General features: G+C 54.9%; 16 protein-coding genes and 6 tRNA genes. 3 read left to right on the plus strand and 19 right to left on the minus strand.

Annotated features, from left to right (window positions below; genetic code table 11):
• Positions 1 to 58: 58 nt before the first annotated feature.
• The 7 genes from ACSOSI_RS06185 to miaB form a co-directional block, all read right to left on the minus strand.
• Positions 59 to 955 carry an amino acid ABC transporter substrate-binding protein gene (locus tag ACSOSI_RS06185; protein WP_017891918.1) on the minus strand — a complete coding sequence of 299 codons (897 nt, stop codon included), beginning with the start codon at positions 953 to 955 and terminating at the stop codon, positions 59 to 61.
• A gap of 382 nt (positions 956 to 1,337) precedes the next feature.
• The gene (lnt, locus tag ACSOSI_RS06190; RefSeq protein WP_476706710.1) at positions 1,338 to 2,867 is read right to left on the minus strand and encodes an apolipoprotein N-acyltransferase; all 1,530 of its coding nucleotides are present in this window, start codon (positions 2,865 to 2,867) and stop codon (positions 1,338 to 1,340) included.
• A 7-nt stretch (positions 2,868 to 2,874) separates the two neighbouring features.
• Positions 2,875 to 3,753, minus strand: a complete 879-nt coding sequence (gene corC, locus ACSOSI_RS06195; protein ID WP_012005653.1) for a CNNM family magnesium/cobalt transport protein CorC — start codon at positions 3,751 to 3,753, stop codon at positions 2,875 to 2,877.
• 84 nt (positions 3,754 to 3,837) lie between these two features.
• Positions 3,838 to 4,311, minus strand: coding sequence for an rRNA maturation RNase YbeY (ybeY, locus tag ACSOSI_RS06200; protein ID WP_012005654.1), 474 nt, complete (start codon positions 4,309 to 4,311; stop codon positions 3,838 to 3,840).
• Positions 4,308 to 5,363 (minus strand): PhoH family protein, encoded by a 1,056-nt coding sequence (locus ACSOSI_RS06205; protein WP_012005655.1) that lies wholly within the window; start codon positions 5,361 to 5,363, stop codon positions 4,308 to 4,310. The genes ybeY and ACSOSI_RS06205 overlap by 4 nt, the downstream gene beginning before the upstream one ends.
• Positions 5,364 to 5,577: 214 nt before the next feature.
• Positions 5,578 to 5,913: a zinc ribbon domain-containing protein YjdM gene (locus ACSOSI_RS06210; protein ID WP_085115587.1), complete on the minus strand. Its 336-nt coding sequence runs from the start codon at positions 5,911 to 5,913 to the stop codon at positions 5,578 to 5,580.
• Positions 5,914 to 6,052: 139 nt separating this feature from the next.
• Positions 6,053 to 7,477: a tRNA (N6-isopentenyl adenosine(37)-C2)-methylthiotransferase MiaB gene (gene miaB / locus ACSOSI_RS06215; RefSeq protein ID WP_017891922.1), complete on the minus strand. Its 1,425-nt coding sequence runs from the start codon at positions 7,475 to 7,477 to the stop codon at positions 6,053 to 6,055.
• A 199-nt stretch (positions 7,478 to 7,676) separates the two neighbouring features.
• Between miaB and ubiF the strand changes: the two genes are divergently transcribed.
• Positions 7,677 to 8,858: a 3-demethoxyubiquinol 3-hydroxylase gene (gene ubiF / locus ACSOSI_RS06220; protein ID WP_218215567.1), complete on the plus strand. Its 1,182-nt coding sequence runs from the start codon at positions 7,677 to 7,679 to the stop codon at positions 8,856 to 8,858.
• Positions 8,859 to 8,942: 84 nt separating this feature from the next.
• Here the strand turns inward: ubiF and ACSOSI_RS06225 are convergent.
• The 12 genes from ACSOSI_RS06225 to nagB form a co-directional block, all read right to left on the minus strand.
• Positions 8,943 to 9,017 (minus strand) — tRNA-Gln (locus tag ACSOSI_RS06225).
• Positions 9,018 to 9,036: 19 nt separating this feature from the next.
• Positions 9,037 to 9,113, minus strand: a tRNA-Met gene (locus ACSOSI_RS06230).
• A gap of 38 nt (positions 9,114 to 9,151) precedes the next feature.
• Positions 9,152 to 9,226, minus strand: a tRNA-Gln gene (locus tag ACSOSI_RS06235).
• A 47-nt stretch (positions 9,227 to 9,273) separates the two neighbouring features.
• A tRNA-Gln gene (locus ACSOSI_RS06240) sits at positions 9,274 to 9,348 on the minus strand.
• Between the two features lie 29 nt (positions 9,349 to 9,377).
• Positions 9,378 to 9,462 (minus strand) — tRNA-Leu (locus ACSOSI_RS06245).
• Between the two features lie 10 nt (positions 9,463 to 9,472).
• Positions 9,473 to 9,549: transfer RNA gene (locus tag ACSOSI_RS06250), tRNA-Met, on the minus strand.
• Positions 9,550 to 9,769: 220 nt separating this feature from the next.
• Positions 9,770 to 11,434 carry an asparagine synthase B gene (gene asnB, locus ACSOSI_RS06255; protein WP_012005659.1) on the minus strand — a complete coding sequence of 555 codons (1,665 nt, stop codon included), beginning with the start codon at positions 11,432 to 11,434 and terminating at the stop codon, positions 9,770 to 9,772.
• Positions 11,435 to 11,723: 289 nt separating this feature from the next.
• A complete protein-coding gene (chiC, locus tag ACSOSI_RS06260) occupies positions 11,724 to 13,178 on the minus strand; it encodes a chitinase ChiC (RefSeq protein ID WP_012005660.1) in 1,455 nt (484 codons plus the stop codon).
• Between the two features lie 178 nt (positions 13,179 to 13,356).
• Positions 13,357 to 14,109, minus strand: coding sequence for an HAD-IIA family hydrolase (locus ACSOSI_RS06265; protein ID WP_012005661.1), 753 nt, complete (start codon positions 14,107 to 14,109; stop codon positions 13,357 to 13,359).
• Positions 14,110 to 14,176: 67 nt separating this feature from the next.
• Complete coding sequence (gene nagC, locus ACSOSI_RS06270; protein WP_012005662.1) at positions 14,177 to 15,397, minus strand: DNA-binding transcriptional regulator NagC; 1,221 nt, start codon at positions 15,395 to 15,397, stop codon at positions 14,177 to 14,179.
• A 27-nt stretch (positions 15,398 to 15,424) separates the two neighbouring features.
• Positions 15,425 to 16,564 carry an N-acetylglucosamine-6-phosphate deacetylase gene (gene nagA, locus ACSOSI_RS06275; RefSeq protein WP_476706711.1) on the minus strand — a complete coding sequence of 380 codons (1,140 nt, stop codon included), beginning with the start codon at positions 16,562 to 16,564 and terminating at the stop codon, positions 15,425 to 15,427.
• Positions 16,565 to 16,582: 18 nt separating this feature from the next.
• Positions 16,583 to 17,383, minus strand: a complete 801-nt coding sequence (gene nagB / locus ACSOSI_RS06280) for a glucosamine-6-phosphate deaminase (RefSeq protein WP_012005664.1) — start codon at positions 17,381 to 17,383, stop codon at positions 16,583 to 16,585.
• 334 nt (positions 17,384 to 17,717) lie between these two features.
• On the opposite strand from nagB, the gene nagE reads away from it, so the two are divergent.
• Positions 17,718 to 19,664: a PTS N-acetyl glucosamine transporter subunit IIABC gene (gene nagE, locus ACSOSI_RS06285; protein WP_012005665.1), complete on the plus strand. Its 1,947-nt coding sequence runs from the start codon at positions 17,718 to 17,720 to the stop codon at positions 19,662 to 19,664.
• Between the two features lie 241 nt (positions 19,665 to 19,905).
• Positions 19,906 to 21,570: a glutamine--tRNA ligase gene (glnS, locus tag ACSOSI_RS06290; RefSeq protein WP_012005666.1), complete on the plus strand. Its 1,665-nt coding sequence runs from the start codon at positions 19,906 to 19,908 to the stop codon at positions 21,568 to 21,570.
• The last annotated feature ends 16 nt before the right edge of the window (positions 21,571 to 21,586 follow it).

Here is a 21,586-nt window from a genome sequence, read left to right on the forward strand (position 1 = left end):
CCGCATTCCTGTCTGTCCCAGCCATCAACAAGACCAGGTTACCCTGGACTTTGTTTTATTAGTTCAGTGCTTTGTCGTTAGGCTCTTTGAACAGTTGCTTCATGTCGTCTGACAGTTCGAAGTTCATGTTGAGGTTCTTCGGTGGGATTGGCTGTTTGAACCACTTATCAAACCATTTTGCAGCTTCGCCTGAAGTCTGGGCCTGAGCGATGGTGTCATCGACCAGTTTTTTGAACTCAGGATCCTCTTTACGCAGCATACAGCCGTAGGCCTCTTTCGACTGCGGCGTGCCGAGGATTTCCCATTGGTCCGGCTTCTTGGCTTTCGCGCGTTCACCGGCCAGCAGGGCGTCATCCATCATAAAGGCGACTGCTCGGCCACTTTCCAGGGTGCGGAATGAATCACCGTGGTCTTTGGCGCTGATGATGCGCATGTTCATTTTGCCGCTGTCATTGAGTTTATTGAGCAGCACTTCCGAAGTGGTGCCGGAGGTGACTACGACCGGTTTACCAGCCAAATCTTTGAAATCTTTAACGTCAGAGCCTTTTTTCACCAGCAGGCGGGTACCGACCACGAAGATGGTGTCGGAGAAGGCAGCCTGTTTCTGGCGCTCAAGGTTATTGGTGGTCGAGCCGCACTCGAAGTCAAAGGTACCGTTTTGCAGCAGCGGAATACGGTTCTGAGAGGTGATCGGCAGCATTTTGACCTGCAGATCCGGGGCGTTCAGTTTTTTCTTAACCGCTTCAACGATTTGGTTGGAGTAGTCCTGGGAGTAGCCCACCACTTTCTGCTGGTTGTCGTAGTAGGAGAACGGCACTGACGATTCGCGGTGGCCGACAACGATCACGCCGTTGTCTTTGATTTTCTTCAGCGTACCGGTCAGTTCTTCCGCATGGGCTACGTTAGCCGCCGTACCGATCAGCAGTAACGATAACGCCAATTTACGCATTTGCATGGTCCAACTCCTTTGCTGTTGTGGTGGCTCAAATTCAAAGAGCATCAGATTCTTAATGGAGATTTATTGCTCAAGTATAAAGATAGTCTTAGAACAGATAACCGTTAGAAAATAGCCGATTGTGAACAGATTGAAACTAAAATGTTTCTTTTTTTGAGACGCCACGCGCACCAAATTAATGCAACAAAACCCCAATGCACCTTGATGGTGCCAGTGATGCTCTCGAGTTGTGCGCAAATACGACGAAACGTCAGCAAAAGTAAATCGGCTCTAAATCACGGAGTAAGTAAAGCAAGGAGTGTGCCAGAAGCGTTGATTTGGCAATGATTTTTGACAGGGAGGGAAAAACAACGGGGCGCGCCGATGGCCACGCCCCGGGGGATTATTTACGACGCATGCCGAGGAACAGCGCCAGACCGCCGAGCAGCAAGGTGATTACCCACAATGGCGTGGCGCCAAAGCGGGCATAAGGCGTAATGCCAGTGGTGGGGGTCATTTTCACCTCCAGCACCTTGCGAGTGAACTGCGGGATCTCTGCAATCACTTCACCGTTAGCATCCACTGCGGCTGTCACGCCGTTGTTGGTGCTGCGCAACAGAGGTCTGCCCAACTCAAGTGCACGCATGCGCGCCATCTGGAAGTGCTGCCACGGGCCGATGGAATGACCGAACCAGGCATCGTTGGAGATGGTCAGTAGGAAGTTGGTGTCCGGGCGGAAGTTATCGCGCACCTGCTGGCCGAGGACAATTTCATAACAAATCGCCGCCGTCAGGTTGTAGCCCTTCACGCTGAGCTGAGGCTGGACGTAATCGCCACGGCTGAAAGAGGACATCGGCAGGTCGAAGAACGGCGCCAGTGGACGCAGCAGGGTTTCCAACGGAACAAACTCGCCGAACGGCACCAGATGGTGCTTGTTGTAGCGGTCTTTGGCCGGATAAACGTACGGCGTCGGTTCACCCAACACGATGGCGCTGTTGTAGATTTGCTGGCCCTGCGGGGTGGCACGAACGTCAACAATGCCGGTGATCAGGCTACTGTTTTTGGCACGCATCAGGTCGTCCATCATGGTCAGGAAGCCGTTCTGGCTGGCTTCGTAATCCGGGATGGCAGATTCCGGCCAAATGATGATCGGCGCTTTGCCCATATAAGGACGGGTTTCATCCAGATAGGTTTGCAGCGTACTGACCAGCGCTTTCGGGTCCCACTTCATCGACTGAGCGATATTGCCCTGCACCATAGCGACGTTAACCGCCTTGTCCGGTTGAGGGGTGTACCAATGCAACTGGCGCAGCGGCCACGGCAACAGCAGCAGTGCAACCGCCACCACCGCCGGCGTGATGCGACGTTGATTGACGGCATACACCAGCAACCCGGCAATCGCCATCAGCATAAAGGTGATGGTATCCACCCCCAGCAGCGGCGCTACGCCTTTCAGCGGGCCGTTGAGTTGGCTGTAGCCAAATTGCAGCCAGGGGAAGCCGGTCAGCACCCAGCCGCGTAAAAACTCGGTGACCTGCCACAGCACCGGAGCAGCAATGGCCAGGCGATACCAACTGGTGGTTGGCCAAAGGCGTGCCAGCAAGCCGGCGAACAGCCCGGTATACAGAGACAGATAGGCGGCGAGCAGCGCCACCAGGAAGATATTGACGGAAAACGGCATGCCACCGAAGTCGGCGATACTGACGTAAACCCAGTTGATCCCGCTACCAAACAGGCCAAAGCCCCAGCAGAAGCCGAGCAGGGCGGACTGTTTGGTGGTGCGGTTCAGGGTAACGGCCAGCAGGCCAACCAGGGAGACAATGGCCGCCGGCCAGATATCGTAAGGGGAAAACGCCAGCGTGCCACTGGCACCAGTCAACAGCGCCAGCAGGGCGCGAACCCACTGGCGATCAAGGTAAGAGGCTTTAGCCATGTTCGATTTATTCTTCCAGTTTCGGTTGCGGAGAATCGTCCGGAATTTTTACATGAACCTGGATGATACGTCGACTGTCGGCCATCGCAACTTTAAATAGGTAACCTTCGATTTCAATGGTTTCCCCACGTGCAGGCAGGTGGCCGAAGGCTTGCATGACCAGGCCACCGATGGTGTCGACCTCGTCGTCGCTGAAGTGGGTGCCGAAGGCTTCGTTGAAGTCTTCAATCGGCGCCAGTGCGCGCACGGTATACATATGACGGCTGAGCTGGCGGATGTCCAGGTCGTCCTCGTCGTCATACTCGTCTTCAATTTCGCCGACAATCAGTTCCAGAATGTCTTCGATAGTGACCAGGCCGGACACGCCGCCGAATTCGTCAATGACAATCGCCATGTGATAACGCTGGGAGCGGAACTCCTTCAGCATCCGGTCGACCCGCTTGCTTTCCGGCACCACCACTGCGGTGCGCAGCACCTTGTCGATGCTGAATTCCTCGGACTCTGCGCGCATAAACGGCAGCAGATCCTTGGCCATCAGAATGCCTTCGATGTGATCTTTATCTTCGCTGATCACCGGGAAGCGCGAGTGGGCGGATTCGATAATCACGTCCAGGCACTCTTCCAGCGTTTGGTTACGCTTGAGCGTCACCATCTGGGAGCGCGGGATCATGATGTCGCGCACGCGCTGCTCGGCGATATCCATCACGCCTTCCAGCATGTCACGGGTATCGGGATCGATCAGGTCGTTTTGCTCGGAATCACGGATCAGCTCTACCAGATCGCCACGGTTTTTTGGTTCGCCGTGGAACAGCTGGTTAAGGATAAGAGTAAAGAACCCCTTCTTGGGACTGGGGCTGTCATTGCTTTGTGAATGGTCGTCGCTCATGGCGTTTTAGTTAATATCACTCATGTCAGAGTTAGGGGAGTCAGCGACAGCCCCATACAGGGGCTGCGGGGAAATCAGCTGACGTCAGAGGGGGTCTTTTTCCGCCAGGTACGGGTCCGGGTAACCCAGTCCGTGCATGATTTCGGTTTCCAAAGACTCCATTTCTTCGGCTTCATCGTCTTCGATGTGGTCATACCCTAGCAGATGAAGGCTGCCATGGACAACCATATGCGCCCAGTGGGCCTCCAGCGCCTTGTCTTGCTCAGCGGCTTCCCGTTCAACCACCTGACGGCAGATGATCAGATCGCCAAGCAGCGGCAGCTCGATACCCGGGGGAGCTTCGAACGGGAATGACAACACGTTGGTCGGTTTGTCCATGCCACGATAAGTCAGGTTCAGTTCATTGCTTTCGGCTTCATCCACCAGGCGAATGGTGACCTCCGCTTCTTCCTGAAACTGCGGCAGCACGCCTTCCAGCCAGCGCTGGAAGGTGGCTTCGTCCGGCAGGCCACTGTTATCTGCACAGGCCAGCTGCAGATCCAAAATCACCTGACTCATGGTGTCTCCTGCTCGGAGGCGAGGGTCGCCTCGCGTTTACGTTGTTCGGCAATGGCGTCTTTGCGCTTTTGTTCGGCGGCTTCCCAGGCTTCATAGGCGATGACCACGCGGGCCACCACCGGATGACGTACCACGTCTTCACTATGGAAGAAGTTGAAGCTCAGTTCTTCGACGTCCGACAGCACTTCCACGGCATGGCGCAGGCCGGATTTTTGGTTGCGCGGCAGGTCTATCTGCGTCACGTCACCGGTAATCACTGCCTTTGAATTGAAGCCGATGCGCGTCAGGAACATTTTCATCTGTTCGATGGTGGTGTTCTGGCTCTCATCAAGAATGATAAACGCATCGTTCAGGGTACGACCGCGCATATAGGCCAGGGGTGCCACTTCAATCACGTTACGTTCAATCAGTTTCTCCACGCGCTCAAAGCCCAGCATTTCGAACAGGGCGTCGTACAGCGGGCGCAGATAAGGATCGACCTTTTGGCTCAGATCTCCCGGCAGGAAGCCCAGTTTCTCACCGGCCTCGACCGCAGGGCGGGTCAGCATAATGCGACGAATTTCCTGACGTTCCAGCGCGTCTACCGCAGCGGCAACCGCCAGATAGGTTTTGCCGGTACCGGCCGGGCCAATACCGAAGGTAATATCATGGTCGAGAATATTGGCGATGTACTGCGCCTGGTTCGGCGTGCGCGGTTTCACCATACCGCGTTTGGTTTTGATGGTGACCGCTTTGCCGTAATCCGGCACGCTGTCGGCAACCTGTTCCAACACCCGGCTTTCTTTGATGGCCAGATGGATCTGTTCCGGGTCGATATCCGGGATCACGCCGCGGATGGGCGAGGTGTCCACATACAGGTGACGCAGGATATCGGCGGCGGCAACCACGCACAGGTTTTTGCCAACCAGCTTGAAACGGTTATCACGGCGGTTGATTTCAATGCCCAACCGGCGTTCGAGTTGTTTGATATTGTCATCAAACGGGCCGCACAGGCTGAGCAATCGCTGATTGTCTGCCGGCTCTAACAAAATTTCTTGTGTTGCGACGTTCAAACTATTCCTCAAGGCTCATATCGGGCCTGGTTGATTTTCGGTACGCGCATTCAGGGCAAACCCTGAGGTTCTCTACCCTGAATTATTCATGGTGCGACGCATGGGCGCAAGTTTACCCATGATCTATCTGTGCGTCGGCGCTGAATTTCAAGGGTAGGGGGAGGAAAAACGCGGCCAAAACAGCCGCGTAATGACTTGAGAATGGAAGCAGGGATCAGTTCTTTTTCACGAACTCGGACTTCAGTTTCATTTGGCCAAAGCCATCAATTTTGCAGTCGATGTTGTGGTCGCCTTCCACCAGGCGAATGTTCTTCACCTTGGTACCAATTTTCAGCATCGAAGAGCTGCCTTTGACCTTCAGATCTTTTACCACGGTCACGGCGTCGCCGTCGGCCAGCAGGTTGCCGTTGGCATCTTTGACAATCAGCGCATCGTTGTCTTCCGCCGGGGCGCTGTCGCTCCACTCATGGGCGCACTCAGGACAGATAAACAGATTGTTGTCCTGATAAGTGTATTCGGAATTGCACTTCGGGCAGTGTGGGAGTTGCATGCTATGTCGCCTCTTCAATCAAAAAAATAAAAAAAAGAAAATTGCCGGGCGAGAGGCCCGACAGAGAAATAATAAGGATCATCGTTATCGTGGCGGCGGGAAGCGCGGCCGCCACGGTTAGCGCCAGGCTAAAACAGCATCAGGGCTGGTAAATGCCGACACCCAGCGCATTCTCTTTGCGGGTACGGGCGATCACCGACTGCGGGGATTCATGTACGCGCAGATCCATCTGCTGTTCGGTACGCACTACTGCGCCACGCAGTGAGTTGGTCAGGACTTCGGTGATTTCCACATCCACGAACTGGCCAATCATATCCGGCGTGCCTTCAAAGTTTACCATGCGGTTGCAGGCGGTACGCCCCGCCAGCTCCATCACGCTTTTACGTGAGGTGCCTTCCACCAGAATGCGCTGAACGGTACCGAGCATCCGGCGGCTGAACTGCAGCACCTGCTGGTTGATGCGATCCTGCAGGATATACAGGCGCTGTTTCTTTTCGTCTTCGCTGACGTCGTCCACCATATCGGCCGCCGGGGTACCTGGGCGTGACGAGTAGATAAAGCTGAAGCTGGTGTCGAAGTTGATCTCGGCAATCAGGTTCATGGTCTGTTCGAAGTCGGCCTGGGTTTCCCCTGGGAAGCCGATAATAAAATCAGAGCTGAGCTGAATGTCCGGCCGCGCCTTGCGCAGTTTGCGAATGATCGCTTTGTATTCCAGTGCGGTGTGCGCGCGCTTCATCATGGTCAGTATGCGGTCTGAACCGCTCTGTACCGGCAGATGCAGGAAGCTGACCAACTCCGGCGTGTCTTCGTATACCGCAATAATATCGTCGGTGAATTCAATCGGATGGCTGGTGGTGTAGCGGATGCGGTCGATGCCGTCAATGGCCGCCACCAGGCGCAACAGTTCGGCAAAGGAGCAGATGCCGCCGTCGTAGGTTGCCCCGCGGTAGGCATTGACGTTCTGGCCGAGCAGGTTGACTTCACGCACGCCCTGCGCCGCCAGTTGGGCGACTTCAAACAGCACGTCGTCGCTTGGGCGGCTGACTTCTTCTCCGCGGGTATAAGGCACCACGCAGAAGGTACAGTATTTGTTGCAGCCTTCCATGATGGAGACAAAGGCGGTCGGGCCTTCTGCACGGGGTTCCGGCAGGCGGTCGAACTTTTCGATCTCCGGGAAGCTGATATCGACGATTGGGCTGCGGGTGCCCTGCACGTGATTGAGCATTTCCGGCAGGCGGTGCAGGGTTTGCGGCCCAAACACCACGTCGACACAGGGCGCACGGCTACGGATGTGTTCACCTTCCTGCGAGGCCACGCAGCCACCCACGCCGATAATCAGCGCCGGGTTCTTTTCTTTCAGCAGCCTCCAGCGGCCCAACATGGCGAAAACTTTTTCCTGCGCTTTCTCGCGGATCGAGCAGGTATTGAGCAGCAGCACGTCCGCTTCTTCAGCGTTGTCGGTCCATTGATAACCGTGCGTGCTTCCCAGTAAGTCCGCCATTTTTGATGAATCATATTCATTCATCTGGCAGCCCCAGGTTTTGATATGTAGTTTTTTGGTCATTGACTTGCCATTACTCAGTGCGGAGCGAAAGTTGCGATACGCGACATGCAGGGCGCTATTGTAAACATTTGACGCCGTTGTGACCAGCGCGGGGAAAACGGCATGCGACCTGAAGCCAAATTAAAAATCCGTTACACTGATGCCAAACGCCATGCCGGTGGGGATGGCGATAATTAACCAAGAAAAAATAGCCAACAATATGAACACTTCTCAAAAACGGTATGACGCGGTGGTGGTAGGCGGTGGCATGGTTGGCGCGGCCGCCGCGCTGGGGCTGGCGCAGGCCGGTTGGTCGGTGGCATTGCTGGAACATCAGGCGCCGCAAGCGTTTGATGCGCAAAGCCCGCCGGACTTGCGTATTTCCGCGATTGGCTGCACCTCGGTAGGGTTGCTCAAACAGCTCGGCGCCTGGCCGGCGGTGCAAGCGATGCGCACCGCGCCGTACCGCCGTTTGGAAACCTGGGAGTGGGCGTCGGCACGGGTGGCGTTTGACGCCGCTTCACTCGGCCTGCCGGAGCTGGGCTTTATGGTGGAAAACCGCATTTTGCAACTGGCGCTGTGGCAGCAACTCGAGCAGTGCGACAATCTGACGCTCTATTGCCCCGCCAGGCTGCGTTCGCTGCAACGGGGCGATGACCATTGGCAAGTGACACTGGACTCTTCTGAGACGCTTCAGGCGCGTTTGGTGGTCGGCGCTGATGGTGCCAACTCGCAGGTGCGTAATCTGGCGGCTATCGGCACCAGCGGCTGGCAGTACCGTCAGTCCTGCATGCTGATCACCGTTGAGACCGGTGCGCCGCAGCAGGATGTAACCTGGCAGCAATTTTTCCCTTCGGGCCCACGCGCTTTCCTGCCGCTGTATGATCAATGGGCCTCGCTGGTGTGGTACGACAGCCCGCAGCGTATCCGTCAGTTGCAGGCGATGCCGCCAGCGCAGCTTGAGCGCGAAATCGCTGAGGCGTTTCCCGCACGTTTGGGAACGGTGAAGGTACATGCTGCCGGATCTTTCCCGTTGGCACGTCGCCACGCACAGCGCTATGTGTTACCGGGGCTGGCGTTGCTCGGTGACGCGGCGCACACCATTAATCCGTTAGCCGGGCAGGGCGTGAATCTGGGATATCGCGATGTGGACGCCTTGCTGGCGGTGTTGAGTGAGGCACGGGAACAGGGTGAGGACTGGAGCAGCGAAGCGGTGCTGATGCGCTATCAGCGTCGTCGCCGTACCGATAATTTGCTGATGCAAAGCGGCATGGATCTGTTTTACACCGCCTTTAGCAATAATTTGGCACCGTTAAGCGTGGCACGCAATCTTGCGTTGATGGCGGCACAACGGGCGGGCAAGCTAAAGGAAAATGCGTTGAAGTACGCGCTGGGTTTATAACCTGAACGGGTTCAGCTTGCTGGGCCCGGTCATTTGCCGAATGACAGACAGCAAAAAGCCCGCCGAAGCGGGCTTTTCTAAATGTGGCTGGGGTGCCAGGATTCGAACCTGGGTATGCTGGTATCAGAAACCAGAGCCTTACCGCTTGGCGACACCCCAATTGTAAAACAGTAAAATATGGTGGCTACGACGGGATTTGAACCTGTGACCCCATCATTATGAGTGATGTGCTCTAACCAGCTGAGCTACGTAGCCATTTTTTGATATTTTACTTTAAAAGTCAATGATGTTGATGGCTGGGGTACCTGGATTCGAACCAGGGAATGCTGGTATCAAAAACCAGTGCCTTACCGCTTGGCGATACCCCATCAACAAATTTTCAACTTCTTCTTACTGCATCCAACCATTTAAAAAATGGCTGGGGTACCTGGATTCGAACCAGGGAATGCTGGTATCAAAAACCAGTGCCTTACCGCTTGGCGATACCCCATCTGATGCCTGCAACCCGATGATAAGAAATGGTGCGGGAGGCGAGACTTGAACTCGCACACCTTGCGGCGCTAGAACCTAAATCTAGTGCGTCTACCAATTTCGCCACTCCCGCAAAAAAAAGATGGTGGCTACGACGGGATTTGAACCTGTGACCCCATCATTATGAGTGATGTGCTCTAACCAGCTGAGCTACGTAGCCATCTTTTTTCGCGCAACCTTCATCGGCGTTGCGGGGCGCATTATGCGTATATGGCCGTTTTGCGTCAACAAGTTTTTTCCCGAAAAAGCGACCGGATGTGTTGTTTGTCTGGGTTGTGAACAGTATGGCGATAAAATCATCAATTCAGACAATTAATGGTTGAAAACATCAACAAAAAGGCGGACCCGAAGGTCCGCCCAGGGAATAAAACGTCCGGCGATTATTTATAGGCGGACTGGTGAACGCCGACTGCACGACCAGAAGGATCGTCCATCTTTTTGAACGACTCATCCCATTCGATGGCTTTCGCTGAGGAGCAGGCCACTGACGGGCCGCCAGGCACGCACTCGGCCGCGCTTGGCAGTGGGAACAGCTCTTCAAAGATTTCGCGATACAGGTAGCCTTCCTTGGAGCTCGGCGTGTTGTACGGGAAGCGGAAACGTGCGGTTTCGAGCTGTTGATCGCTGATCTGCTTGGCAGCGACTTCTTTCAAGGTGTCGATCCAGCTGTAGCCAACGCCGTCGGAGAACTGCTCTTTCTGGCGCCAGGCCACGCTGGCCGGCAGATAGGACTCAAAACATTCACGCAGGATATGTTTTTCCATTTTGCCATTGCCGCACATTTTGTCTTTCGGGTTGATGCGCATCGCCACGTCGAGGAATTTTTTATCCAGGAACGGCACGCGGGCTTCCACACCCCAGGCGGACATCGCCTTGTTGGCGCGCGCACAGTCAAACATATGCAACGCCAGCAGTTTACGCACGGTTTCGTCGTGGAACTCACGGGCATCCGGTGCCTTATGGAAGTACAGGTAACCGCCGAACACTTCGTCCGCACCTTCACCAGACAGCACCATCTTGATGCCCATCGCCTTGATCTTGCGCGACATCAGGTACATCGGGGTCGAGGCACGAATGGTGGTGACGTCATAGGTTTCGATGTGATAAATCACGTCGCGAATGGCGTCCAGGCCTTCCTGCACGGTGAAATGAATTTCATGGTGCACGGTGCCCAGGTGGTTAGCCACTTCCTGCGCGGCGCGCAGATCCGGTGAACCTTCCAGGCCGACGGCGAAGGAGTGCAGTTGTGGCCACCAGGCTTCGCTGCGCTCTTGATCTTCCACACGGCGTGCGGCGTACTTTTTGGTAATGGCGGAGATCACCGAAGAGTCCAGACCGCCAGACAGCAGCACGCCATACGGCACGTCGGACATCAGGTGGCTTTTCACTGAATCTTCCAGTGCGTTGCGCAGGGCGTTGGCGTCGGTGACGTTGTCTTTAACCGCGTCGTAATCGAACCAGTCACGCTGGTAATATTCGCGGATCTCGCCGTCCTGGCTCCACAGGTAGCTGCCCGCCGGGAATTCTTTGATGGTACGGCAAACCGGCACCAGCGCTTTCATTTCAGAGGCCACGTACAGGTTGCCGAATTCATCATGCCCCATGTATAGCGGGATAATGCCCAAATGATCGCGGCCAATCAGGTAGGCGTCTTTCTCGGAGTCGTACAGGGCAAAGGCGAACATGCCTTGTAGATCGTCGAGGAAGTCGGTGCCTTTTTCCTGATACAGCGCCAGGATCACCTCACAGTCGGAACCGGTCTGGAACTCATAGCGATCGCTAAGTTGCTGGCGCAGCGCCTGGTGGTTGTAAATTTCACCGTTAACCGCCAGAACGTGGGTGTGCGCAGCGTTGTACAGCGGTTGGGCGCCATTGTTGACGTCGACAATCGACAGGCGCTCATGCACCAGAATGGCTTTATCGCTGGCGTAAACGCCGGACCAGTCCGGGCCGCGATGGCGCATCAGACGGGACAGCTCCAGCGCTTTCTTACGCAGTTCAACGGGATCGGACTTCAGATCGAGCACACCGAAAATAGAACACATATACCGACTCTCCTAACGACTTTTTTAGACTGTGATGTTGTTTTGGTTGTTATAGGCAGCATGGTTGGCTCATCAGCGATGGCGCGGTTTTGCTGCGTTGTGTTTATGAAAATGCGTCAAAAGCGGCAGGGGATGCAAGCGTTTTAGCGCTACGCCGAAAAATAGTTGTTTGGGATAGGGTGAATATTAGCGGATGTTCAGTTAATGGAGGTTTAAATTAACGAATGTGCAATTTTTTACTGAATAGATGAGTTGCCGGACAGTTTTTCCGGCAACTCATTGCCGCTTATCAGGCGGTCAACTGCCACAGGGTGAAGGCCGCATCCGGCGTCCAGCCTGCGTTAGAGGTGTGGGCCTGAAGACAGGTGTACTTCTTGCCTTTATAGGTCACTACATCGCCGGCCTTATAGCTGTGGTTGTTCTGCCACTCGCCTGGGGTAGGATCGGGCGGTGTGCCGCCGTCTGCGGTTTTCACCGCCAGCGCACTGCTCGGCAGTGAGGTGCTGCCCTGGTTATCGGTGGCGGTAACGAAGTAGCTGTATTGCGTTGCCGGAGTCAGGCCGCTGTCTTGCAGCGACAGGCCGCCGGTCTGGCCGATAGCGCTACCGTTACGGTAAACCGTGTATTGGCTAACCGGATTGACGCTGCTGGAAGCCGTCCAGTTCAACGTCAAAGACGTTGCAGCGATCGCGGTGGCGTTCAATGCCGTCGGCGCATCAGGCTTTCCCGGTTGCGGAATGACCCCTCCCTGGATCAGGGCTGCGTAACGTGTTTTGAACTCCCAGTTATATGCCACGCCGGCTTTGCTCCGGCCATTGTCCCAGTTTACCGACCAGGTCATCAGGCCCTTGATCGACAAACCTTTGGCGTCAAGACGTGCGAAGGCGTTATAGACCGCCATCTTGTCAACCACATAACCGGTGGCGGCAGCGTCATTATTGGTTGGCAGACCGATAACGAATTTGGCTGCCGGGATTTTGCTGTAGCCACGGGTGCCGGTAACCAGGCTTTCGGTCAGGTAATACAGGAAGTCTTCTTTCATGGCGTCGTTATTCTGGGTGATCCAGGCGCCTTTACCGCCGTTGGCTTCATCAACCCAGATACCGTCACCGCCCTGATTATAATATTGCGGCGCGATAAAATCGTAATAGCCTTCGAGCGCGGTAATATAATCCAGGTAAGTGCCGTTGGTGCGTAAATAAGGGAATTCTGGCGCCATGCTGACAATAAAGTTTTTACCTTCGGCCGCATAGTGCGATTTTACTTTTTTCAGTGCAACCGGCAACACGGTTTTATTATTGGCTGCGCCAATAGCGGCCTGTTCCAGATCGATATCCAACCCATCGAAGCCATAAGTTTCCACCAGGCGGATAATCTCGTTGGCCAGCTTGTCTTCGTCGCCGGTTTTCAATTCGATATGCGCGTCTGCGCCACCCAGTGAAATCAGCACTGCGCGGCCCTGGCTATTGAGCACGCCAACCTGACGGCGGAACTCGGCATCAGACAGGTTGTAAGGCTTGAAGGTTGGGATGCCTTCGCCTTTCATAAAGGCCACGGCGACCACGTTATATTCGGCCGGAATGTCGGTCAGATTCATATTGGCAAACTGGCCTTGCTGATAACCGTCACTGGCACCGGCGGCCCAGTTGTGCCAAAAACCCATCATGATTTTTTTATTGGTCATATCCGGCATGATAGCGGCGTCATCTGCTGCTTGTGCATTGATAATATTATTGGTGCTCATGGTAACCTCGTTATTGTAGGTAAGATTATTTCCACTGACCGTCAATGTTTATTCTTGACGGGGCGTAAATATATAGTGCGACTTTTTAACGAGGCCGGGGTGAAACCTTTGGTGGGCAATAATAAATTTAATTCAAGCTAGTCAAATTAAAGGGTGGCCGTAATGGCCACCGCAGGGATTAGAAAATATTGATATCAGCGACGGACGGGAAGATATAACTCGGGCGGAACGGCATGGTTTCGACATCGTTCAGAGTTGAGACGCCGGACAGCACCAAGACGGTTTCCAGACCCGCCTGGAAGCCCGCCAGGATATCGGTGCGCAGGTTATCACCGACGATCACCGTTTCTTCCGAATGCCCCTGCATTTTGTTCAGCGCGGCGCGGATAATCCACGGGCTTGGTTTGCCAACGTAAAATGGTTTGCGGCCGGTGATTTTCTCGATTGGGGCGCACAGCGCACCGCAGGCCGGCACAAAGCCATGGCCGTGGGTATCCGGGTTGGTAGCAATAAAGCGCGCGCCGTTATTCACGAAGTAGGCGGCCTTGTGCATCATGTCCCAGTTGTAGGAGCGGGTTTCGCCGACGATAACGAAGTCCGGGTTGATGTCGGTAATAGTGAAACCGGCTTTATACAGTTCATGAATCAGCGCACCTTCACCGACCACATAGGCTTTTTTGCCTTCCTGGCGGCGCAGGAAATCGGCGGTGGCCATCGCGGAGGTATAAAACGCGCTTTCCGGCACTTCCAGTCCGGCGGCGGCGAAGCGGTTCGCCAGATCCTGCGCTGTCTGTGACGGATAGTTGGTCAGCACTACCAGCGGCATGCCCTGTTCCTGAATGCGAGCGAGGAAAAGATCGGCGCCGGGCACCGGCGTGTTGTCATGCAGCAGCACGCCGTCGATATCACATATAACGTTTTTGATTGTCATTGTTGCTGTTTCTCATGATTTGCGGCAGGCAAAACGCGAAGATAGCACACCTGCCTGAAGCGGCGGATCAGCTTTCCAGCAATCGCTGCAATAGCACGCCGTTGAGCATCGCTCGTTTGGCCAGGGCGAAAGCGCCGATCGCCGAGCGATGATTGAGTTCGGAGGTGACCACCGGCAGATTTTTGCGGAAGTCCTTCAGCACCTGAGTATTGATGCAGCTTTGGATCGCCGGCAGCAGCACTTTTTCCGCCTCGGTAATTTCACCGGCGATCACTACTTTCTGTGGATTGAACAGGTTGATGGCGATCGCCACGGCTTTGCCGAGGTAGCGGCCGACGTGCTCGATCACTTCGCTGGCCAGCAGGTCGCCGCGGTTGGCGGCCTTGCAGATGGCGGAGATGCTACAGTCGTCGAGGGTTAGCTTGCTGGGGTAGCCCTGAGTCAGCAACTGGCGTACACGGTGTTCAATCGCGGCGTTGGCGGCGACGGTTTCCAGACAGCCGAAGTTGCCGCAGTGGCAGCGTTCGCCCAATGGGTCAATTTGAATATGGCCGATTTCACCGACGTTGCCGTTGTTGCCCAGGAAAATCTGGCCGTTGACGATAATACCGGCACCGGTGCCACGGTGCAGGCGCACCAGAATAGAGTCTTCGCAGTCGCGGGTGGCGCCAAAGTAATGCTCTGCCAACGCCAGGCTGCGGATGTCGTGGCCAACAAAGCTGGTGACGTTAAAACGTTGCTGCAGGTTGTCGACCAGCGCCCAGTTGTTGACGCTGATATGCGGCATATAACGCACTACGCCCAGCGCCGGGTCAACCAGGCCTGGCAGGATCACCGCGATGGCGATCAGCTCACGCAGCTTGCGCTGATAATTTTCGATAAACTGGGCAATGGCGATAAACAGCGCGTTTTCCAGTGTCTCCTGGGTGCGTTCCGGTAACGGGTAGTGTTCTTCACCGAGCGACTTGCCGCTCATATCGTACAGGGTGATGGTAGCGTCGTGACGACCGAGGCGCACGGCCACGGTGTGGAAATGCCGGGTTTCGGAGACAATGGAAATGGCGCGGCGGCCGCCGGTGGAGGCTTGCTGATCGACTTCTTTGATCAGCCCGCGCTCCAACAGCTGGCGAGTAATTTTAGTGACGCTGGCGGGCGCTAGCTGGCTCAGTTCGGCTATTTGAATGCGCGAAATCGGACCCTGTTGGTCGATCAGGCGGTAAACCGCTGCGCCGTTGAGTTGCTTGACTAAGTCAACGTTCCCTATCTGTGCCTGTCCGCCAGTACTCATCAATAATTTTACTCGCTGTTCATTAAATTAAACCTCGTTACCGTTAACGAGCGTTTTGGTGATTTTAAAATCACGGGTAAAGGCCGTCAGGTTCGCCACTTTACCGGGCTCGATAGTGCCTAAACGGTGATCCACGCCGATAGCGCGCGCCGGATACAGCGTTGCCATGCGCAGTGCTTCGTCCAATGCAATACCGACATGCTCAACGCTGTTTTTTAACGCGTCAATCATGGTCAGCGCTGAGCCGCTCAGGGTGCCGTTTTCGTCCACGCACAGCCCATCACGATAGTATATTGTTTTACCGGCAAAAATAAATTGGTCGATATCGGCACCTGCCGGCGCGGTGGCGTCGGTGACCAGCACCAATTTATCACCTTTCATGCGTTTGGCGTTACGGATACTCGCCCAGGCTACGTGATGGCCGTCGGCGATAATCCCGGTATAGACATCTGGCGTGTCGAAAATCGCGCCCATCAGCCCTGGTTCACGCCCGGTGATATACGGCATGGCGTTATACAGGTGAGTGGCGAAGGTGATACCGGCGGCAAAACCGATACGGGCCTGATCGTAGGTGGCGTTCGAGTGACCGGCGGACACCACGATGCCTGCTTCGGTCAATTGCTTGATAAAGTGCGGCTCCACCATTTCCGGCGCCAGCGTGACCTTGGTGATCACATCGGCATTGGCGCACAGATAGTCGATCATCTCGCTGGTCGGTTTGCGGATAAACGCCGGATTATGGGTGCCTTTCTTCAGTGGGCTAAGGTACGGCCCTTCCAGATGCAGGCCAAGCGCCTGATTGGGATGTTTCTTCAGATAAGCGCGCATCACTTCGATGCTGTGCTTCATAAATTCGTCGCTGCTGGTGATCAGCGTCGGCAGATAACTGGTACAGCCGGATTTTTCGTTGGCACGCTGCATGATCTCCAGCGTCTGTTCCGAAATGGCCTCCAGCGAGTCGTTAAATTGCACGCCGCCACAGCCGTTAAGCTGCACGTCAATCAAACCGGGGGCCAGGATAGCGCCACCCAGATCGCGCGTTTCAATGCCGGCCGGCAGTTCAGCCAGCGGGCAGACTCGTTCAATCAGCCCATCAGCGATAATAACTGCGTGGTCGTCAAGTACGTCGTGGCCGGTATAAATACGGCCGTGGGTTAAAGCGAACATCGTAGCCCCCTGCAAGAATTAAAGACTCTTAACGCTTTCCGCTTCTAACTCGCGGAAATATTTAACGGTTTTGACTTTCAGTTCCATGGTGGATGGCTCGTCGCACACCACAACGGCCTTGGCATGCAACTGCAGGCAACTGATGGTCCACATGTGGTTGATATTGCCTTCCACTGCGGCTTCCAGCGCCTGTGCCTTGGCATGGCCGGTCACCAGAATCATCACTTCTTCTGCATCAAGCAGCGTGCCCACGCCCACGGTCAGGGCAAATTTAGGCACCAGGCTGACATCACCGCCGAAGAAGCGGGAGTTGGCGATACGGGTATCTTCAGTCAGGGTTTTGATGCGGGTACGAGATGCCAGCGATGAAGCCGGTTCGTTAAACGCGATATGACCGTCGATGCCAACGCCACCCATGAACAGGTTGATCTTGCCGTAGGATTTGATTTTCGCTTCGTACTGGCGGCACTCGGCGTCAACGTCCGGCGCATTACCATTCAGCAGGTTGATATTTTCACTTGGGATATCAACGTGATCAAAGAAATTACGGTACATGAAGGTATGATAGCTTTCCGGGTGTTCCTGCGGCAGGCCAACGTATTCGTCCATGTTGAAAGTCACCACATGCTTAAAGCTTACTTCACCTGCTTTGTGCATCGCAATCAGATGTTTGTAGGCTTCCAGCGGGGTACCGCCGGTTGGCAGGCCGAGCACAAACGGACGCTCCGCAGTAGGCTTGAATGCGTTGATGCGCTGGACGATATGGCGGGCGGCCCATTTGCCGACTTGTGCAGTATCTTTCAGTGGGATAAGTCTCATCTAACACCTCTTGGGGTAAGTAAACTAAAGCTATACTGGTTCGAGCCTGAACGAGAGTCTTAAGCCTAACCCAGCTTTATGATTCTCACGTGATGTCTCAGGTCCAATGATTTTTTTAATGATAAAATAAGTTTTGTGTGATGGCTAGCAATGTGGCAGCTTAAGACTGCTTTTTGGTGATGCAAATCACAAAAAAGGAGGTTTTAATTTGCGATACGAAATAATTTTTTTACACTCCACGTGTTGTCGTTCGTCCAGAGTTAATCGCAGTGTGTGATGGCGCTTGCGTAAAATATGATAAAGCTCATTAAAGGGCATTAGGGGGAATATTAAGGTGAACATACTCGGCTTTTTCCAAAGATTGGGCAGGTCGTTACAACTGCCAATCGCAGTACTGCCCGTTGCGGCGCTTTTGCTACGCTTCGGCCAGCCTGATTTACTGAATATTTCATTCATCGCACAGGCCGGTGGATCAATCTTCGATAACCTGGCGTTAATCTTTGCTATCGGTGTGGCGGCAACCTGGTCGAAAGACAATGCCGGTTCAGCCGCATTGGCGGGCGCGGTGGGTTACTTCATCCTGACCAAGGCAATGGTCACCATTAACCCGGCGATCAATATGGGTGTGCTGGCGGGTATCATTACCGGCCTGGTGGGCGGTGCGGTCTATAACCGCTGGTCCGGCATCAAACTGCCCGAGTTCCTCTCCTTCTTCGGCGGCAAGCGTTTCGTCCCAATCGCTACCGGCTTTTTCTGTTTAATCCTTGCTGCCATCTTTGGTTATATCTGGCCACCGGTACAAAATGCGATCCACGCAGGCGGTGAATGGATTGTTTCGATGGGCGCTATCGGTTCCGGTATTTTCGGCTTCGTTAACCGTCTGCTGATCCCAACCGGTCTGCATCAGGTGCTGAACACCATTGCCTGGTTCCAGATTGGTGAGTTTACCAACGCTGCCGGTACCATCTTCCATGGCGACATCAACCGCTTCTACGCGGGTGACGGTACTGCCGGGATGTTCATGTCAGGCTTCTTCCCGATCATGATGTTCGGTTTGCCGGGTGCGGCATTGGCCATGTACTTCGCTGCGCCGAAAGAACGTCGCCCAATGGTTGGCGGTATGCTGCTGTCCGTTGCGCTGACCGCATTCCTGACCGGTGTGACCGAGCCGCTTGAATTCCTGTTCATGTTCCTGGCTCCGCTGCTGTATCTGGTCCACGCCATTTTGACCGGTATCAGCCTGTTTGTAGCCACCTTGCTGGGTATTCACGCCGGGTTCTCCTTCTCTGCAGGTGCCATCGACTATGTGCTGATGTACAACCTGCCGGCTGCGAGCAAGAACGTCTGGATGCTGGTGTTGATGGGTCTGGTCGCCTTCGCGGTGTACTTCGTCCTGTTCTCCGTCATTATCCGTGCATTCAACCTGAAAACCCCGGGCCGTGAAGATGCGTCTGACGATGTCGTCGCACCTGAAGCCAACAGCAATACCGATGAAGGCCTGCGCGCACTGTCCCGCAGCTATATTGGTGCCATCGGCGGTTCTGACAACCTGACCGGCATTGATGCCTGTATCACCCGTTTACGCCTGACCGTTAAAGACTCTTCTAAAGTGCTGGATGCCAGCTGTAAACGCCTGGGTGCATCAGGCGTGGTGAAACTGAACAAGCAAACCGTTCAGGTTATCGTGGGTTCTAAAGCCGAAGCCATTGCTGACGGCATGCGTGCGGTGATTGCTGCCGGCCCGGTGCCTGCGGCAGAAGTGGCACCGGCTCCAGGCGTGGCTGCAGTTAAATCGCAGGCAGTGCCTAATACGCCGAAGGTGGCCTTCGAGTCGCTGGTGGCCCCGGTGACCGGTGAAGTCGTGGCCCTGGATCAGGTGCCTGACGAAGCCTTTGCCAGTAAAGCGGTAGGCGACGGCCTGGCGATTCGCCCGACCGACAAAACCGTAGTAGCACCGGCAGATGGCACCATCGTGAAAATCTTCAACACCAACCACGCTTTCTGTCTGGAAACCGACAAGGGCGCGGAGATTGTGGTGCACATGGGGATCGACACCGTGGCATTGAACGGTCAGGGCTTCAAACGTCTGGTTGAAGAGGGGGCTGAGGTGAAAGCCGGCCAGCCAATCCTTGAATTGGATCTGGAGTTCCTGAACGCCAATGCCCGCTCGATGATAAGCCCGGTAGTGGTCAGCAACTCTGACGATTACGCCGGTCTGACGGCGCTGGCGACCGGTTCTGTAGTAGCCGGCCAGACCAAACTGTTCGAGATCCAGAAATAAACCGTTTTACCTGAGTAGTACCCGGGGTGTTTAACGAGTCATGACGGAACGCACCCTACCTTTGGCGGGAAGAGAGCAATCTCTTCCCGCTTTTTTATGGGCAGCGGTTGTCCGGTCAGGGTGCCTTGACCTGTTGTGGTGCAATGCTCCGCATTTTTCGTGAAACAAACGGTTGTTTCCGGGCGTGGCTTGTTGGAACATAGGCGGTTATGAGTAGCGCTTTGCATTGAGGAATAGTGAAATGAGTGAGGCTGAAGCCCGCCCAACCAATTTTATCCGTCAGATCGTTGATGAAGATCTGGCGTCCGGGAAACACAAGTCAGTCCATACCCGTTTCCCGCCGGAGCCAAATGGCTATCTGCATATCGGCCATGCGAAATCCATCTGCCTGAATTTCGGTATCGCTCGCGATTACCAGGGCCAATGCAACCTGCGTTTTGATGACACCAACCCGGTGAAAGAAGACATCGAGTTCGTTGAATCAATCAAACATGACGTCGAGTGGCTGGGCTTTGAGTGGAGCGGCAACGTTCGTTACTCCTCGGATTACTTCGATCAACTGCACAACTATGCGGTGGAGCTGATCAACAAGGGCCTGGCTTACGTCGACGAACTGTCGCCTGAGCAAATCCGTGAATATCGCGGCAGCCTGACTGCGCCGGGTAAAGACAGCCCGTACCGTGGCCGCAGCGTGGAAGAGAACCTGGCGCTGTTTGAAAAAATGCGTAACGGTGAATTCGCCGAAGGGACCGCTTGCCTGCGTGCCAAGATTGACATGGCTTCCTCGTTTATCGTGATGCGCGATCCTGTGTTGTACCGTATCAAATTTGCAGAACACCACCAGACCGGCAATAAATGGTGCATCTACCCGATGTACGATTTCACCCACTGCATTTCCGATGCGCTGGAAGGGATCACCCATTCGCTGTGTACGCTGGAGTTCCAGGACAACCGCCGTCTGTATGACTGGGTGCTGGATAACATCACCATCCCTTGTCATCCGCGTCAGTACGAGTTCTCGCGTCTGAATCTTGAGTACGCCATCATGTCGAAGCGCAAGCTGAACCTGTTGGTGACCGAGAAAATCGTTGAGGGCTGGGATGACCCGCGTATGCCGACCGTTTCCGGCCTGCGTCGCCGTGGTTATACCGCTGCGTCAATCCGCGAATTCTGCCAGCGTATCGGCGTGACCAAGCAGGATAACAACGTCGAAATGATGGCGCTTGAGGCCTGTATTCGTGAAGAGCTGAACGAGAACGCACCACGTGCGATGGCCGTGCTGGATCCGGTGAAGGTAGTCATTGAAAACCTGACCACCGGCGTGGAAATGGTGACCATGCCTAACCACCCGAGCAAGCCGGAAATGGGCAGCCGTGAAGTGCCATTCAGCCGTGATATTTATATCGATCGCGCCGACTTCCGTGAAGAAGCCAACAAGCAGTACAAGCGGCTGGTGCTGGGTAAAGAAGTTCGCCTGCGCAATGCATACGTGATCAAGGCGGAACGCATTGAGAAAGACGCTGAAGGTGAGATCACCACTATTTTCTGCAGCTACGATCCAGATACCTTGAGCAAGGATCCTGCCGATGGCCGCAAGGTGAAAGGCGTGATCCACTGGGTGTCTGCCGAGCATGCGTTGCCGGCGGAAATTCGCGTGTATGACCGTCTGTTCAGCGTGCCAAATCCGGCGGCGGCAGAGGACTTCCTCACCACCATTAACCCGGAGTCACTGGTTATCAAGCACGGCTTTGTTGAGCCAAGTCTGGCGGCCGCACAGCCGGAAAAAGCCTACCAGTTCGAACGTGAAGGTTATTTCTGTGCTGACAACCGTCACTCTTCGGCCGAGCATCTGGTGTTTAACCGCACCGTGGGCCTGCGCGATACCTGGGCTAAAATTGGCGCCTGAGTGCTGATCAAAAGCT

It is taken from the genome of Serratia sp. AR11, assembly GCF_056376275.1.